This window comes from Halolactibacillus miurensis (assembly GCF_900116255.1).
GTDB lineage: Bacteria > Bacillota > Bacilli > Bacillales > Amphibacillaceae > Halolactibacillus > Halolactibacillus miurensis.
The window spans coordinates 20,644-38,749 of sequence record NZ_FPAI01000012.1 but is presented as its reverse complement, the minus strand read 5'-3'; the positions used below and the strand labels follow the sequence as shown (position 1 = coordinate 38,749).

The 18,106-nt window shown below is 40.7% G+C and carries 14 protein-coding genes; 13 read left to right on the top strand and 1 reads right to left on the bottom strand.

The genetic code is table 11. The annotated features are described in order from the left end of the window. Positions 1 to 160: 160 nt before the first annotated feature. The 8 genes from gltB to BM390_RS15480 all read left to right on the top strand — a co-directional run bounded on the left by gltB (position 161) and on the right by BM390_RS15480 (position 13,069). Complete coding sequence (gene gltB, locus BM390_RS08890) at positions 161 to 4,693, top strand: glutamate synthase large subunit (RefSeq protein ID WP_089854368.1); 4,533 nt, start codon at positions 161 to 163, stop codon at positions 4,691 to 4,693. A 16-nt stretch (positions 4,694 to 4,709) separates the two neighbouring features. Then, on the top strand, positions 4,710 to 6,185 hold the full coding sequence (locus BM390_RS08885; RefSeq protein WP_062322498.1) for a glutamate synthase subunit beta: 1,476 nt from the start codon (positions 4,710 to 4,712) through the stop codon (positions 6,183 to 6,185). Positions 6,186 to 6,440: 255 nt separating this feature from the next. Further along, the gene (locus BM390_RS08880) at positions 6,441 to 7,514 is read left to right on the top strand and encodes a branched-chain amino acid aminotransferase (RefSeq protein ID WP_062322500.1); all 1,074 of its coding nucleotides are present in this window, start codon (positions 6,441 to 6,443) and stop codon (positions 7,512 to 7,514) included. Between the two features lie 410 nt (positions 7,515 to 7,924). Beyond that, a complete protein-coding gene (gene proB, locus BM390_RS08875) occupies positions 7,925 to 9,043 on the top strand; it encodes a glutamate 5-kinase (RefSeq protein ID WP_062322503.1) in 1,119 nt (372 codons plus the stop codon). Further along, positions 9,043 to 10,290, top strand: coding sequence for a glutamate-5-semialdehyde dehydrogenase (locus BM390_RS08870; protein WP_062322505.1), 1,248 nt, complete (start codon positions 9,043 to 9,045; stop codon positions 10,288 to 10,290). The genes proB and BM390_RS08870 overlap by 1 nt, the downstream gene beginning before the upstream one ends. Before the next feature lie 87 nt (positions 10,291 to 10,377). After that, positions 10,378 to 11,304 (top strand): manganese-dependent inorganic pyrophosphatase, encoded by a 927-nt coding sequence (locus BM390_RS08865; RefSeq protein WP_089854365.1) that lies wholly within the window; start codon positions 10,378 to 10,380, stop codon positions 11,302 to 11,304. 228 nt (positions 11,305 to 11,532) lie between these two features. Next, positions 11,533 to 12,789, top strand: a complete 1,257-nt coding sequence (gene ilvA, locus BM390_RS08860) for a threonine ammonia-lyase IlvA (RefSeq protein WP_062322507.1) — start codon at positions 11,533 to 11,535, stop codon at positions 12,787 to 12,789. Between the two features lie 124 nt (positions 12,790 to 12,913). Next, on the top strand, positions 12,914 to 13,069 hold the full coding sequence (locus BM390_RS15480; RefSeq protein ID WP_177220690.1) for a hypothetical protein: 156 nt from the start codon (positions 12,914 to 12,916) through the stop codon (positions 13,067 to 13,069). On the opposite strand, the gene BM390_RS08855 is transcribed toward BM390_RS15480, so the two are convergent. Beyond that, a complete protein-coding gene (locus BM390_RS08855; RefSeq protein WP_062322509.1) occupies positions 13,052 to 13,492 on the bottom strand; it encodes a YaiI/YqxD family protein in 441 nt (146 codons plus the stop codon). The two genes, BM390_RS15480 and BM390_RS08855, sit on opposite strands and share 18 nt — an antisense overlap. 90 nt (positions 13,493 to 13,582) lie before the next feature. Between BM390_RS08855 and BM390_RS08850 the strand changes: the two genes are divergently transcribed. From BM390_RS08850 to BM390_RS08830, 5 genes are all read left to right on the top strand, one after another. Beyond that, positions 13,583 to 14,470: a CvfB family protein gene (locus BM390_RS08850; RefSeq protein ID WP_062322511.1), complete on the top strand. Its 888-nt coding sequence runs from the start codon at positions 13,583 to 13,585 to the stop codon at positions 14,468 to 14,470. Between the two features lie 232 nt (positions 14,471 to 14,702). After that, positions 14,703 to 15,029 (top strand): hypothetical protein, encoded by a 327-nt coding sequence (locus BM390_RS08845; RefSeq protein WP_062322513.1) that lies wholly within the window; start codon positions 14,703 to 14,705, stop codon positions 15,027 to 15,029. Then, positions 15,016 to 16,980 carry a V-type ATP synthase subunit I gene (locus tag BM390_RS08840; protein ID WP_089854362.1) on the top strand — a complete coding sequence of 655 codons (1,965 nt, stop codon included), beginning with the start codon at positions 15,016 to 15,018 and terminating at the stop codon, positions 16,978 to 16,980. The genes BM390_RS08845 and BM390_RS08840 overlap by 14 nt, the downstream gene beginning before the upstream one ends. A 19-nt stretch (positions 16,981 to 16,999) precedes the next feature. Further along, a complete protein-coding gene (locus BM390_RS08835) occupies positions 17,000 to 17,476 on the top strand; it encodes a V-type ATP synthase subunit K (protein WP_062322519.1) in 477 nt (158 codons plus the stop codon). A 29-nt stretch (positions 17,477 to 17,505) separates the two neighbouring features. Further along, positions 17,506 to 18,090 (top strand): V-type ATP synthase subunit E, encoded by a 585-nt coding sequence (locus tag BM390_RS08830; RefSeq protein ID WP_062322521.1) that lies wholly within the window; start codon positions 17,506 to 17,508, stop codon positions 18,088 to 18,090. The last annotated feature ends 16 nt before the right edge of the window (positions 18,091 to 18,106 follow it).

Sequence of the window (18,106 nt, the reverse complement as noted above, 5' to 3'; positions counted from 1 at the left end):
TTAAAACGGGGGAGGCATTGACACGATGTTAATCCACCGTTATATATTCATCTCATTTTGAGATAGTAGTGATGGTTTATATATATTGTATATATAAATCAGTCCAATTACAATAGATTCAAATCAAAAAATATAAAAAAGCACGAGGGGGACAATCATCATGCGTTTCAATGAAAAAATACAAGCAAACGGCATGTATCAACCGAGTTATGAACGTGATAATTGCGGCATTGGCTTATATGCGAACTTAGATGGAAACAAAAGCCACGCCATTGTAAAGAACGGACTTGATATGTTAACAAAGCTCGATCACCGCGGGGGACAAGGGAGTGATCCGAATACGGGTGACGGGGCTGGCCTTATGATTCAAATTCCTGATCAATACTTCAGAAAGGTCCTACCAACCATTGATTTACCTGAACCCGGTGACTATGCCGTCGGGATGTTTTTCTTCCAACAACATGATCCTCATTTTTCCGCTTACAAAAGTCAGATTAATCAGATAATAAAACAAGAAAAGGAAACATTAATGACGTGGCGCAAGGTACCGACAAACGTTGAACAGATTGGGGCACTAGCCAAAGAATCAGCGCCAGTAGTGTATCAAGTATTTATTAAACGAACGGTGGCTGAACAGGGCTTACCTTTTGAACGCGTCTTATACCGCATGAGAAAACAGATGGAACGATTCGCAAAAGGACATGACGAAGCTTTCTATATACCAAGTTTTTCAAGTCAAACCATCGTCTTTAAGGGTTTACTGACCTCTTATCAAGTCGATCAATTTTACATTGACTTAAAGGATGAGGATGTCGTGTCTCACTTTAGTCTCGTTCACTCTCGCTTTAGCACGAATACATTTCCGTCATGGGAGCGAGCGCATCCGAATAGATATTTAATTCACAATGGAGAAATCAATACGTTACGTGGCAATATCAATAAAATGAAAGCTCGGGAACATAACTTAAAGGCCGATGTCTTTGGTGATGATTTTGAAACCATTTTACCGATTTTAAATGAAGACGGCAGTGATTCATCGGTCCTTGATAACGCCTTAGAATTCCTAATTCTCTCAGGTAAATCGCCACAAGAAGCGGCGATGATGTTAATCCCAGAACCATATGAGAATGAAGAGACGATGTCAGAAGATAAAAGAGCCTTTTATCGCTATATGAGTGCGGTGTCTGAGGAATGGGACGGTCCGACATCAATGACCTTCACCAATGGTAAACAACTTGGCGCAATTTTAGATCGGAATGGTCTTAGACCGGCTCGTTATGTGATTACGAAAGAGCGCGATATCATTTATGCTTCTGAAGTTGGGGTATTACCGATTGATGAAGAAACGATTATTGAAAAGAATCGATTAAAACCGGGCGAAATGTTGTTTATCGATTTTGAACAAGGACGGATTATTCCTGATGAAGAAATCAAGGAATCGGTTGTGACAACATACCCGTATAAAAACTGGTTAGCTGATGAGGTTCGCCATATCACAAAGCCACAATCGTTAACAGTAAAAAAACGTTCAGATCTCTTATCACGTCAACGCGCGTTTGGATATACCCATGAGGTGATAGAAAACTATTTGATTGCCTTACAGGAACAAAAGAAAGACCCCATTGGCGCGATGGGCATTGATACCCCACTGGCGGTATTATCAAATAAACAACAATCGTTATTTCACTATTTTAAACAAACATTTGCTCAAGTCACCAATCCTCCGATTGATGCTTATCGTGAACGACATGTTATATCAACAAAAGTCTGGTTAGGAAAAGAAGGCGATTATTTAAATGCCTCCCCTGATAATGTGAGACGCATTGAATTGCCCCATCCAATTTTAACCGCTGAAGAGCTCGATCAATTGATTACCTTAGGTGACGATTTTAAAAGCGCACGTCTTAAGACGACGTTTACCAATCATTTGTCAGAGGCACTAACGGCACTTCATGAGAAAGCAGAAGCATTAATAGACGACGGGCACGCGCTTCTCATTCTTACTGATGAAGATATGAATGAAGACAACGTCACGATTCCAACCCTCCTTGCGACATCTAGTTTGCACCAATATTTGATTCGTCAAGGGATTCGTTCTAAGGTCAGCTTAATTGTTGTCTCTGGTGAAGTGAAAGAAGCCCATCACTTTGCTTGTTTACTCGGATATGGCGCGGATGCTATCTTACCGTATTTAGTTTATGAAACGTATCAACAATTGATAGAAGATGAGACACTCTCACAAACGTTAACGGACACGATCAATACGTACATCGAGACAATGGTTGACGGTGTCGTTAAAGTGATGTCGAAGATGGGGATTTCAACCTTTAGAAGTTATCAAGGTGCACAAATTTTTGAAGCGGTCGGGATTAGTCGCGACGTGATTAATCAACACTTTACCGGAACGACGTCTGTATTAGATGGGATTACCCTTGATGTGATTGAACAAGAAGCACGCATGTTTCATGAGGCAGGCTTTAATACAAGCGACAAACGGTTACCTGAAGGTAGTGAGTTTCAGTGGCGACATGACGGTGAAAGTCATGCCTATAATCCCGCGACCCTTACACAATTACAATGGGCCGCAAGGCGCGGAGACTATCATTTATTTAAACGTTATACCAAACAAATGGAAACCCAGCACATCGGCTTTTTAAGACATCTCCTTGACTTTAACGAACAAGTTGCGATTGACCTCAGTGAGGTTGAACCGGTTGATTCAATCGTCAAACGCTTTAAAACAGGCGCCATGAGTTATGGTTCGATTAGTCGCGAGGCACATGAAACGTTAGCGATTGCGATGAACCGATTAGGGGGTAAAAGTAACAGTGGGGAAGGCGGGGAAGAAAAAGATCGCTTTATTCAAACGGATCCGCTAATCAATAAAATGAGTGCGATTAAACAAGTAGCGTCCGCTCGGTTTGGTGTAGACAGTGATTACTTAGTCCACGCAAATGAATTACAAATCAAAATGGCGCAAGGCGCAAAGCCAGGCGAAGGTGGTCAATTACCAGGTGATAAGGTATATCCGTGGATTGCAAACACACGCCGTTCAACACCAGGTGTCGATTTGATTTCACCACCACCGCATCATGATATTTATTCGATTGAAGATTTAGCTCAGCTCATCTTTGATTTAAAAAATGCCAATCCAAAAGCACGGATTAGTGTGAAACTGGCCGCGAAGTCCGGTGTCGGTACGATCAGTGCCGGTGTAGCTAAAGGTAAAGCTGATGTTATTAGTATCGTTGGTTATGACGGTGGTACGGGCGCCTCACCAAAAACGAGTATTAAGCATACCGGCTTACCTTTAGAAATTGGTTTAACAGAGGCCCACCAAACACTCATTTTAAATGGACTCAGACAACGGGTGACATTAGAGACAGACGGTAAACTACTCACAGGGAAAGATGTTGTTATGAGCGCTATTTTAGGAGCAGAAGAATTTGGTTTTGCGACAGCGCCACTCGTTATTTTAGGTTGTGTCATGATGCGTGTCTGTCATTTGGATACTTGCCCGGTAGGTGTTGCTACCCAAAATCCAGCCTTACGTGAACGTTTCACCGGCAAACCGGAAGACATTGAAAATTTTATGCGATTTATCGCAGAAGACATGCGTGAAATCATGGCCTCACTCGGTGTGAGGACGGTGGATGAATTAGTCGGACAAACCCAACTACTCAAAATTCATGAACGTAAAAACCTCCACTGGAAAGCAAGGTACTTGGATTTATCACGATTGTTATATAAACCAGCATCTGATTTTTGCTTAAAGAAAGAAACCCAAGCACACCAGTTAGAAGAAACATTAGACCAAGCCATTCTTTACCCGTATTTTAAAGCATCGATTGAAGAAAAAGTACCACAACATATTAAGTTACATGTCACTAATATTGACCGCGCAACCGGAACAACGCTTGGTTATCATGTGACAAAAGCACACGGTGAACAAGGACTACCAGAAGATACGATTAATATCCACTTATCAGGTTCATCTGGACAAAGTGTCGCTGCTTTCATACCAAAAGGGATGACCATCCACTTAACAGGAGACGCCAATGACTATGCCGGAAAAGGGCTCTCAGGTGGCAAGCTAATCATTGAGGCAACAGAGACGATGAAACCAATGGCCGATCAAGCCATCATCGCCGGTAACGTTTGTTTTATCGGGGCAACATCTGGTGAAGGTTACATCAACGGGCTTGCAGGCGAACGATTTGCGGTAAGAAATAGTGGGGCGAACCTTGTTGTAGAAGGTGTTGGTGATAACGGCTGTGAATATATGACCGCAGGTCAGGTTGTCATCATTGGTTCCATCGGCAAGAATTTTGCGGCAGGTATGTCAGGTGGTGAAGCTTATCTTTATACAACAAATAAAGAAGCCACACGTGCCTATATTAATCAAGAACTGGTCGACCTAGATGATTCTTTAAGTAACGAAGCGTTAAACAAGGTCAAACAACAGCTTATTAATCATAAAAAGCTGACGGGTTCTGTAAAAGCTCATGATATTTTAGACAACTGGGAGACGGAAAAAAATCACTTTATCTCAGTCATTCCGCGTCGTTATAAACGTGTGACTGGTAAAATTGAAGGTTTTATGTCAACAGGTTCGACACATGAAGAAGCTAGTTTACTCGCCTTCAATGAAATAAAAGCCGACAAAATAAAAGCCGGACTCAAAGTTAAATAAGAAAGGAGCAAAATAAATGGGGAAACCGACAGGATTTATTGACTATAAACGAGAAGTGGCAAAAGAGCGTGATCATCTCACCCGATTAAAGGATTGGGGAGAATACCAAGGACGTTTGACCGATGAACAATTAAAAACAGAAGGGGCACGCTGCATGAATTGTTCAATCCCATTTTGTCATACCGGGATTGATATAAATAAACAAGTCTCTGGTTGTCCTTTGCATAACTTAATCCCAGAGTGGAATGATTTAGTCTATAAAGAGCGCTTCGAAGAGGCACTTGATCGGTTACTGATGACGAACAATTTCCCTGAGTTCACCGGGCGGGTATGCCCCGCTCCGTGTGAAGGGGCCTGTACGGTCAGTATTCATGATGATGCGGTGGGTATAAAAAATATTGAGCGGGCGATTATTGACCGTGGATTTGATGAAGGATACATTACCGCTCGTATACCTAAAGAACGTACTGGTAAAAAAGTGGCGATTATCGGATCCGGTCCGAGTGGTTTAAGTGCAGCTGATGAACTGAATCAACAAGGACATACTGTGACAATATTTGAAAAAGCTGACCGAGCCGGAGGATTATTAATGTACGGTATTCCAACAATGAAACTAGATAAGGATATTGTTGAAAGGCGCATCAACTTATTAAAAGAAGAAGGCATTATTTTCAATTTAAATACTGACGTTGGAAAAGACATCTTACCAGAAGACTTAAAACGGGATTTCGACAGTGTCATCGTCTGTACCGGTGCTGAGGCGCCTCGGGACTTAAAGATTCAAGGACGCGAATTAAAAGGGATCCACTTTGCGATGGATTACTTAACAAAACAAACAAAAAGTTACTTAGACAAAAAAGACACATCACTCTCAGCCGAAGGAAAAAATGTTGTCGTGATCGGTGGCGGAGACACGGGGGCTGACTGTGTGGCGACAGCCATTCGACAAGGGGCTAAAAATGTCCGTCAACTGGCGATTACCCCAGCTTTCCCACAAACACGGGCTAAAGGTAACGAATGGCCAAGTTACCCTAATGTTTTCCGGGAAGATTATGCCCATAAAGAAGCAAAGATGATCTTTAACCGAGAAGTAAGAGAATTCTTAACTGAAACGCATGCGTTTATTGATGACGGAGAAGGTCATGTGCAAGCCTTATTCACAAGGAAGATTGAAGAGATTTCTACCACTGAAGGCGTCCGTTACGAAAAAGTTGATCGTGGGGATGACGTTATTCCAGCTGACTTAGTCATTTTAGCGATTGGGTTCGTCGGACCGCAACAATCATTGTTAGACCGTTTCGGTGTCGAAATGAAAAACAATCGGATTGATGCGGACTATCAAGATTTTAGAACGAACGTAAAAAATGTATTCGCTGCAGGAGATGCCAGACGCGGACCTTCGCTAATTGTGTGGGCAATCCAAGAAGGCCGCGAAGTAGCGAAAGTCGTCCATGATTATCTCATTAACCAAAAAGTTAAACAATATGCATAACAAACGGTGGGGCTGTCAAAAGAGACAGCCTCTTTTCATTACTTTCTATGACTATTTGGTCAAATCGTGCGTGTGAACGCCAACGATGAAAGGTCATACAAGATAATTATTGGCTCTGTTTAGCGCGCAATTAGTATCTGATACTAATAACACCTACGTATGTTTTGAAAATTCATAAATTAACTATTGTTTTTTGAAACGGATTAGGTCTACAATAGAAAAAGACAAGATATTAATAAAAGGGAGTCAAGTATAATGCAAACTATTTCTATTACACCATCAGAGAATAAAAAACAGAAACCCGCCGATGATTCTTTAGTCTTTGGCCGACAATTTACTGATCACATGTTTATCATGGATTACGAAGAAGGCCGCGGGTGGTATGATCCTCGCGTTGTACCTTATCAGCCATTAGAGATGGACCCAGCCGCGATGATTTTCCATTACGGTCAAACGGTCTTTGAAGGATTAAAAGCTTACCGGACAAAGCAAGATACGATTCAACTCTTCCGCCCGGCTGAAAATATTAAACGCTTGAATCGATCAAATGCGCGTATGTGTATTCCAACGCTTGATGAATCAATGGCTTTAGAAGCTATTCAAACATTGGTGGATATCGATCGAGATTGGGTGCCTCATAAAGAAGGGACAAGTCTCTATATTCGTCCGTTCGTCATTGCGACAGAACCTTACCTTGGGGTATCAGCGTCTAAGACGTATACCTTTATGATCATTCTCTCACCCGTTGGCGCTTACTATGAAGCAGGGATTAACCCCGTTAAAATCGCCGTTGAAAATGAGTATATTAGAGCAGTAAAAGGCGGTACCGGTGAAGCGAAAACAGCAGGTAACTATGCGGGCAGTATGATTGCCCAAGAAAACGTCGCGAAGAAAGGCTATGCACAAGTTCTTTGGCTCGATGGGCATGAACGAAAATACATTGAAGAAGTAGGCAGTATGAATGTCTTCTTTAAAATAGGTGATAAAGTCGTTACCCCGCATTTAAGTGGGAGCATTTTACCTGGTGTCACCCGCAAATCAGTGATCCAATTGCTTAAAGATTGGGGCATAACAGTAGAAGAACGTCCGATTCTTTTATCCGAAATTTTGGATGCCCATAAGAACGGTCAACTGGAAGAAGCATTCGGTTCAGGTACGGCCGCAGTTATTTCGCCGATGGGGGAATTGTTCTATAATGATCAGTCCTATGTAATCAATCATCATACAACTGGCGCATTATCCAAACGTGTTTATGACACGCTGACTGGGATTCAATATGGGACGGTTGACGACCCTCATAACTGGATTGTTGATGTTCCGAAAAAATGAAAAGTTTTCTGATAATTTTCAGTTGACATTTTTGCGTTGTTTTTAGATAATGGAATCACATCTAAATAGAGACGGATAAATAAGAACCAGTAAACAATGAATATATGACAGAGAGAGAAATGCGCATGTGGCTGAAACATTTCTCCATATCCCTTCTTCGTTGAACCTATTCTTATCGTCGTTAAGGTAAACTTAACCGCTCTAAGATTTAACGATCTCGAGCGTTATCAAAATAAGAGGACTCAAGACTTTGAGTCAACAATGGTGGTACCGCGGAAACACTACTTTTCGTCCATTGCATCACATGAGATGTATGGAGAAAAGTAGTGTTTTCTTTATACACAAACAACATCATAAAAAAACATATGTAAAGAAACAAATGAAAGTTTGAGAAAGAATGGTGATGGATCATGATTGAAAAACGTGTTGTTGTTAAAATTGGTAGCAGTTCACTGACAAAAAAAGATGGTTCTTTGTCGATTGAAAAATTGACTGAACATGCGGAAGCCATTGTGCAATTACTAGAGGAAGGATTAGAAGTTGTTTTAATCTCCTCAGGAGCGATTTCAGCAGGATTTAGAGATTTGGGATACTCCTCACGTCCCGTAACCGTCCAAGGTAAACAAGCCGCTGCAGCGGTTGGACAAGGCCTGTTAATTGAAGCCTATAACCAGGCATTTAAAAAGCATGGCTATGTCTCTGCTCAGCTTTTACTGACAAGAGACGTCTTCACAAATAAAGAACAGTTCTCAAATGTATATCAAACGATCACCGAGTGTTTAAAACGTAAAGTGGTGCCGATTATTAACGAAAATGATTCGGTGGCGATTGATGAGATGACGTTTGGTGATAACGATATGCTTAGTGCACAGGTGAGTGGATTAGTGAACGCTGATCAGCTGATTCTTTTGACAGACGTCAATGGGATTTATGATAAGAACCCGGGGCAATATGCGGATGCCAAACGCTTTAATCACCTCGGTTATATTTCTAATGAATTGATCCAAACAACCAGCCAAGATTCATCATCTAAAGTAGGGACAGGCGGGATGAAATCAAAACTGATCGCCGCCCAACTCGCAACAAATGTCGGGGTTAATTGTTTTGTTGGTACGGGGCAAGGTAAAGATAAATTGGTCAATATTCTAAAGGGGAGTGGTGACGGGACGTATATTGGCACGAGAGAAACAGTCCATGTAAGAAAACATAAACAGTGGATTGCTTACCATTCAGAACCAACTGGGCGCGTCATTATCGATGAAGGGGCAAAAAAAGCCTTGTTATCTGATGGGAAGAGTCTGTTAGCGGCTGGTATTATCGGAGTGGAAGAAGACTTTGATGCTCAGGACATTGTCGATATTTACTTTAATCAAGACCAAATCGCAAAAGGGCAAGTCAACTATTCCGCCGACCAAATCAAACAAGTCCGCGGTCTCAGTAGTCAAGAAGCGATGTTACTCACCGGTTGTACGCACCCAGAAGTGGTGCATCGAAATAATCTTATATTAACGATTCAGGAGGGGAAATAATGACGTCACTAGAAACATTAGGTCAACAAGCAAAAGCAACAACTCTGCGCTTACAACAAGCCTCAACAGAGGAGAAGAACCAAGCGCTACTAAAAATTGCCGATGTCCTTGAAGCAAGACAAAAAGATATTTTATCAGAGAATGAAAAAGATTTAGTCAAAGCGAAAGAAAAAGGGATTAGCGACTCGGTCATTGACCGCATTCGCCTTACCGAAGACCGTATCAAACAAATGGCCGATGCTTTGCGGGAATTAACTGAGCTCGACGATCCGATTGGTGAGGTATTAGACTCTTTCACGCGTCCTAATGGGTTAGCGATTGAAAAAGTTGCCGTACCGATTGGTGTCATTGGTATGATCTACGAAGCACGTCCCAATGTGACAATTGATGCCGCAAGCCTCTGTTTAAAAACAGGTAATGCGGTCATCTTACGCGGGAGTTCTTCGGCGATTTATTCGAACATCGTGCTCGTTGATGTCATTAAAGACGCATTAAAACAAACAACGTTACCCGTGAATAGTGTTCAGCTCATTGAAGATACGTCACGAGACACAGCAGAAAAAATGTTCCGCTTAAACGACTACTTGGACGTATTAATTCCACGCGGGAGTAAAAACCTGATTGATACGGTTGTCAGTAAGTCCTCTGTCCCCGTCCTTGAAACAGGCGCAGGGAATTGCCATATGTTTATTGACCATGATGCCAATGTCATAATGGCGCTAGAGCTTGTCATTAATGCGAAAACACAGCGCCCATCTGTGTGTAATGCAATTGAGACCGTTCTTGTCGATGCGACGTGGTTTGATCAACACGGTGAGGCGTTGCTTCACGAATTGAGCTCACACGGTGTCCTCGTTCATGGCGATCAAACCGTCAAAGATAAAGAGCCATCCATCCTCTTAGCAACCGACGAGGATTATGCAACCGAATATTTGGATCTAGAAATTGCGATGAAAGTGGTTCAATCAACAGACGAGGCGATTAAGCATATCAATACCTACGGTACGAAACATTCCGAAGCAATTATTTCTGAAACAAATGAGCATGTATTAGCCTTTCTAAATGATGTCGATGCGGCCTGCGTGTATCATAATGCCTCTACCCGCTTTACTGATGGCTTTGAATTTGGTTTTGGTGCCGAGATTGGGATTAGTACACAAAAGCTACATGCTCGTGGTCCAATGGGCTTAAAAGCGCTCACTTCAACAAAATATTTGTTAAAAGGGAATGGACAATATAAGAAATAAATGCGTAGATAAAATTTATAGATGAAATTTGACCATTTTTGCGTTAGAATTATCATCGTATGAAACAAATGATGAGGAGTTGTCACTATGAGTAAAACATTAATTTTCGGACACAAAAATCCAGATACGGATACGATCGCATCAGCGATCAGCTATGCCTATTTAAAACAACAAATCGGCGAAGAGGCTGAAGCTGTTCGCTTAGGTGAAATCAGTAAAGAAACGGCGTTTGCCCTAGACTATTTCAACACAGAAGCCCCGCGTTTCGTTGAGACTGTTAAAAACGAAGTCGATCACGTGATTTTAGTTGATCATAACGAAAGACAACAAAGTGTGAGTGACATTGATGACGTAAAAGTAACAGAAGTCATCGATCACCACCGGATCGCCAATTTTGAAACGAGTGATCCCTTATACTACCGTGCTGAACCTGTTGGATGTACAGCCACAATCTTAAACAAGTTATTTAAAGAGCACGGTGTCAGCATTCCGAAAAACATTGCTGGATTAATGCTATCAGCAATTGTCTCTGATTCATTACTCTTTAAATCACCGACATGTACAGAAGAAGATGTCAAAGCCGCAAAAGAATTGGAAGCTATCGCAGGCGTTGATGTCCATACGTATGGCTTAGATATGTTAAAAGCAGGTGCTGATTTAAGTGATAAATCAGTGAATGACTTATTAACACTGGATGCTAAACCATTCACAATGGGCGATAAACATGTTGAGGTAGCCCAGGTTAACACAGTCGACCCACGTGACTTATTAGCACAAAAAGCGGCGATTAAAACGGCGATTACTCACGTCATTGAGGCGAGTCACCTTGATTTATTTGTCTTCTTAATCACCGACATTTTAACGAATGATTCAACAGTTATTGCGCTTGGAAACGAACAAGCCGCCGTTAATGAAGCCTTTGGGGTAAAACTTGAAGATGACATCGCTGTACTTAAAGGCGTTGTTTCACGTAAGAAACAAGTCGTGCCACAATTGACAGATATCTTGGCGTAATTTATAGACATAGTTTAAATAAGCAAAAAGGAGGAGCACTCATGCTGCTTCTTTTTGCTTTCTTTTAATATGTCTCATTGATTTCCATTTTGGGATGCACACACTTTCTGTACTAATACAGAAAACCTTTTCTTTCTCTGAGTATTTTTTCAGAATAGTTCCCGTTTTTCGAAAATTATGATAGGATAGTAGATACGATTATTTATCAAGCAGGAGGGATTATGTATTATGCCTACAGAAAAACCAATCGATGTGAAGGATATTATTATCGCGCATCAGCGCATTAAAGATGTTGTGACAAAAACACCACTCCTTCTTGATCCGATTCTTTCTGAAAAATATGACTGTAATGTCTACTTAAAACGTGAAGATCTACAAGTCGTGCGTTCTTTTAAAATTAGAGGTGCGTATAATTTTATGCAAAGCTTAGCTGAGGAAGATCTGAAGAATGGGGTTGTATGTGCCAGTGCAGGGAACCACGCCCAAGGTGTGGCTTATTCGTGTAAAGCAATGAACATCAAAGGTACGATCTTTATGCCGACCACGACACCAAGGCAAAAGGTTGACCGTGTTCAGTTCTTTGGTGGAGATGCGGTTGATGTCATTCTTACGGGGGATACATTTGATGACGCGAGCGATGAATCAAAGAAATTCTGTGAGGCGAATGATATGGCGTTTATCCATCCATTTGATGATGAGCGGACGATCGCCGGCCAAGGAACGATTGGCCTTGAAATATTAGAGGCGATTAATGAGCCTGTTTCACACATGTTTATGTCTGTCGGTGGCGGTGGTCTTATCTCAGGTGTGGCAACTTATGTGAAGAATATTAGCCCGGAAACAAAAATTATCGGTGTCGAACCGGCAGGGGCTGCATCGATGCAAGCTTCTTTTAAAGCAAATAAAGTCGTTAAACTTGATTATGTCGATAAATTTGTGGATGGGGCCAGCGTGAAACGGATTGGTGATAAGACCTTTAAAATAGCGAAACCATTAGTCGATGGTTTTGCGACGATCCCAGAAGGACGGATTTGTACGACAATGCTAGACTTATACAATGAAAATGCGATTGTGACTGAGCCAGCAGGGGCCATGCCTGTCAGTGCGCTAGAAGATTACCAAGACGAGATCAGAGGTAAAAATGTCGTGGTCATCGTGAGTGGTGGTAATAATGATATCGACCGGATGCAAGACATTAAAGAACGCTCCTTAATTTATGAAGGTTATAAACATTACTTTATCGTTAGCTTCCCGCAACGCGCCGGCGCTCTTAGATCATTTTTAACTGATGTACTTGGTAGGGATGATGATATTACCCGATTTGAATATACGAAGAAAAATAATCGTGACCGAGGACCAGTGCTGGTGGGGATTGAACTCAAGTATAAAGAAGATTACGAACCACTTATTGATCGGATGCATGACAAAGGTTTTAGTTACATTGAAATAAATAAAGACCAGGATTTATTTCAACTGCTTATTTAATTATCAGAAGTATGCTATAATACGAAAGAGAGGTGGCTTTCACCTCTTTTTTTCATGTTTAAATACGAGTAAAAAATGGTATAGGACTATGTTAGCCATTTACAAGACAATGGAGGTTTATGAAATGAAAGTTAAAATGCTCGTCCAGTCTCAATATAAGTCAGAATTACTTAGAGAAGGTAAAGTATATGACATTAATGATGACACAGCAAAACGTTGGATTTTAAGCGGATTAGCAGAAAAAGCACCTGACACTGATGAATCAAAGCCGGTCCAATAAACGACCAAAACGATCAACAAACTGGGACCGGTCACTTTCAGTAAAGGCTTTTGGTCCCTTCATACGACCACCTGCTTTTCTCACTTGACTCGAAAGATAACGTGATTGAAGTAACTGATCCATCGTTTCTCTCTTATAGAGCGTGCCTCTTGGATGTATGATGTGAGGCGTCTTTGCTAAAGCTAAAGAAGCGAGGCCATAATCAGCTGTAATTAACACGTCTCCAGGATTAATTAAGCGCATAATGCGGTAATCGCTGGCTTCTTTTTCTTGATCAACGTACACCACGTTTACATGGTCTCTGAGCGACTTTAAACTGTAATGCGCATAACTTTTTACTAACGTGACAGATTCATCGTGTTTATAGGCAAGGTCAATCACTTCATCAGTGACTGGACAACTATCAGCATCAACATAAATCAATTAAAACATCACCTTTCGTTGTTCTATAACAGTTGTTATAGGATAGCATGTGCCTAAATTATAAATTTAATCAAGATGGGAGTCAATGCAATGGATAATTATTTACCAGGACAAATTGTTACACTTACGGTTAAACGTGTCATTGATACAGGCTATGTATTAACTGACCTCGACCATGAGGCATTAGAAGTACTGCTGCATACGAATGAAGCAGGGGACGAAGCGTTATCAGAGGGGGACGAGGTGAAAGTATACCTCTATCACGATAAGCAAAAACAACTGATCGCAACGACCACTATACCTCATGTCACAACCGATGTGTTTGACTGGGCAGAAGTGACAGAAGTAAAGCCAGGACTAGGTGTTTTCGTAGATATTGGGACATCAAAACATGTGCTTGTATCAAACGATGACCTACCAGAGCATATGTCAGCTTGGCCTACGGTTGGGGACGTCTTATATGTCACACTGAAACACGATAAAAACAATCGATTATTGGCTGATCCTGTCTCAGAGGCTGATTTTGAAGGGAATTGGGACTTAGCGTCAGAAGCGTTGTTCAATCAAGACCTTGGTGGGCGAGTGTTCCGCAGCGGAAAAGAAGGGGCTGTCGCGATTACTGATGATGGTTACCGTGCATTCATTCACCACACAGAACGTAACAGAGAACCGAGAATTGGGGAATGGGTTGAAGGTCGTGTGATTAAGGTGAAACAAGACGGCACATTGAATATGTCGCTCTTACCACGTAAACAAGAAGCGCAAGAGGTTGATGCAGAAAAATTATTTAATTATATGCAACAGCATGACGGTGAAATGCCGTTCACAAGTAAAACCGACCCAGAAATTATTCGCCAAACATTTAATATGAGTAAAGCGGCATTTAAGCGTGCCATAGGCAAACTGTTAAAAGATCGCTTAATTGTGATTGAGGACACTAGAATCATATTAACAGAATCTGAAAGTCATCCTTCATAAATTTCCAAAATAATTAATGTTTATACAGCTTTAGACTGGGTCTGAAGTCACATTATGAAAATTATTTTTGATTTTTTTCTTCCTATTAACTATATCAAGTTTTAGAATCTGTTCGAGAATCGATTTAAGTCAAAATTATTTGAACGAAGTCGATATAATCGATATAATAGTAATGCTTGAAGCTTTTTAAACTTTTTAAAAGCTTGCTGAATGATTGGGGGTGCGTAAAAGAATGAGTGTAAATACCATTGATCAAGTCAAACAAATTGAGCGTGAAGCAATTGAGCTGGAACGCGAATACAAAGACCGATTGAAACAAATGGAACAAGAGACAGAAGAGACGATTCAATCGATGAAAGAGAAGGTTGAAAAAGATCTCAACACTTTCAAAGAAGAACAGTCAAAATTGAAAGAAGAAAAGCTCGATAAGTTAAAAGCTTCTATTAAAGAAGAAGAAGATCAAGCCGTTAGCCAATTAGAAACAAACTTTAAAGAGAAAGAAGACAAATTGGTTGATGCGGTCATTGAGGAGGTTATGAGGACATATGGCAATAGCTAAAATGAAAAAACTAACACTCATATCTTTTCATGAACAAAAAGATCAGTTGCTGCAATCAATTCAAGCATTGCAACGCTTCGAGGTTGTTGATTTACCTTCTTCGGACTTAGGTGAGTTAGACGTGTCACCTTACGAAGTTGATAACTTAGAAACAATCGTTAAGAAGTATGAGACAAGAATTGACCAAGTACAGACAGCTTTAAGCTTTGTTCAGCCATATTTACCAAAGCGTCCACTTAAAGAAACACTGCGTGAAAAAAGAAAAGAATACTCTTTAGAAGAACTCGAACAAGAGATTTTCACTTTTTCGCCAAAAACCCTTGTGAAAGATGTGCTTGATTTAGAGAAGCGATTAGATACAATCGCTGAACGAAAAAAAGACTTACGAGACAAGGAAGCTTTCTTTAAAAATTGGAAAAAGCTCGATGTTAGTGCGCACGATCTTCGTTCGATGGAACGTATTACAGGTAGTGTTGGTATCATTCCTCAGCATGATCAGAATACATATATGACCATGCTGGAAGCATCAGACTTACTCTATGTCAATGAAGTGTATCAAACGCGTGATGAAATTGGGGTAGCCGTTTATTATGATCGTCGGGATCAAGACGCGATTAAACCTTTACTGAACGACGCACACTTTGAAACAGTCACTGAAAAGTTAACTGAATCTCCTCGATTAGCATTAGGGGACATTGATAAAGAGTTAAAAGCTTTAAAGAAAGAAACAACATCAATCAAAGACCGATTAGCTAAAATGTCGAAAGAAGTTTGGCAACTGATGCTCACTGAAGAGTATTATGAAGCGAAACTTCAACGCGAACGCAGCAAGCTGTTTTTAATTGATGAAAAACACCTCTTTATTATGGAAGGTTGGCTAGAAGAAGAAGAAGTGCCTCATATGGAAGCGGCGCTCAAGCGCATCTTACCAGAAGAGGAATACGTCCTTTATGTCAACGACGTGAAAGAGGAAGAATATGACGATGTACCGGTTGTCTTAAAAAACAACGATTACGTCTCACCATTTGAAAGCATAACGGCTATGTACAATTTACCTAAGTACAACGAAATTGACCCGACACCATTTTTAGCACCGTTCTACCTCTTATTCTTTGGTATGATGGCAGCTGATGTGGGATACGGTCTATTGTTATGGATGGCAACATTCGTTGTCTTAAAATTCACTGAAGTTTCTCCCGCGATGAAGAAGAACATGCGTTTCTTCCATCTACTATCGTATCCAACCATTATTTGGGGATTGATATACGGCTCATTCTTCGGTGCAGCGATGCCAATCGTCTTGTTATCGACAACAAATGATGTTATTACTATCTTAATCATTTCTGTTATCTTCGGTTTAACTCAAATTTTCTTCGGCTTAGGTATTAACACGTATCTTAAGCTTAGAAATAAAGACAAATTCGGAGCTTTTAGTGATGGTATAGGTTGGATCGGTATTTTTGCCGGTATTATCATCCTCTTACTCGGTAACATGGTCTTAGACAGTGAAATTCTTGGCACGATTGGGGCTGTGGTTGCTGTTGCTAGTGCACTAGGTATTATTCTAGCGACAACACTTGGCTCAGAGAACAAAGCACTCGGTGTCGGTTTAGGTGTCTATAACTTATATGGTATTACCGGTTACATCGGCGATATCGTTAGTTACACCCGTTTGATGGCCTTAGGGGTATCAAGTGGTAGTATTGCCCTTGCCTTTAATATGATCATTGGCTTTATTCCAGGCGTTGGTCGGTTTACTATCGGGGCAGTATTATTCATCGTGTTACACGCTGTTAACTTAGGACTTACGTTCCTTAGTTCATATGTGCACGGTGCACGTTTAATCTTTGTTGAGTTCTTCGGTAAGTTCTATGAAGGTGGCGGTAAAGCCCTTAAGCCTTTAAGAGCTGCTGAAAAACATATTCAATTAAAAAATCAAAAACAATCATAAGTAATGGAGGAATTTTATTATGGAAAACTGGTTAACATTTTACGCAGAAAATAACGGAGGATTTATCTTTGCAGCATTAGGGATCGCGATCGCGGTTATCTTCTCTGGTTGGGGTTCAGCACGTGGTGTAGGTATGACAGGTGAGGCAGCAGCATCACTGATTAAAGAACAACCTGAAAAATTTGGTAAGTCACTTATTCTTCAGTTACTACCTGGTACACAAGGTCTTTATGGTTTCGTTATTGGTTTCTTGATTTACTTAAACATGGACCAAGCAATGCCTTTAGCTGACGGAATCTATATGCTTATGGCCGCACTTCCTATCGCATTTACTGGTTTAACTGCTGGTTTTGCTCAAGGTCGTGTATCTACTGCAGCTGTACAAATCTTAGCAAAAAGAGAAGAACAAAACTCTAAAGGTATCATTTACTCAGCGATGGTTGAAACTTATGCAATCCTAGGGTTCGTTATTTCCTTCTTACTTGTTTTAGCATAAGATAAAATATTAGTGAGAGGATGGGGACTATGAAAGATTTACAAGCTTTGTCCGCACAGATTTTGGCTAAAACCAAAGAAGAGGGACAAAAGAAAATCGAGCAATACGAAGAAGTTGCTAATGACCGAGTTGAAGAACAACGTCAAAAGCTTGTGGAAAGTCAAAAGAATCGACAAGAACAAATCGAAACTCAAATGAAAAATGACTATGATCGCGAAGCGCAAACATTAGCGAACAACAAACGAAATGCTGTCCTTGGTAAGAAACAAGCCTTGTTACATGATGTCTTCAATAAAGCTGCTGAAAAAATGGCGAATTGGGACAATGTAACATTCGCTACCTTTTTATCAGGTGTCCTTTCACAACTTGAACAAGACAAACAGTGGCAAATCGTTCCTGGTTCACGCTCAGTAGCTGTTTTTCAATCAGAAGAAGTAAAAGCGATCCTTAACGACTATCCGAAAATCAGTGTGGCTGATGAAGAAGTTAAAGGAAAAGGTGGCTTTATTGTCCAAGAAGACGGTATTGATTACAATTTCTGTTTTGATGTGCTTGTTCAGGAAATGAAGAAAGAATTTTCTCCACAACTTGCAACCTTAGCATTTAAAAACTAATGAATAAGGGGGGAGA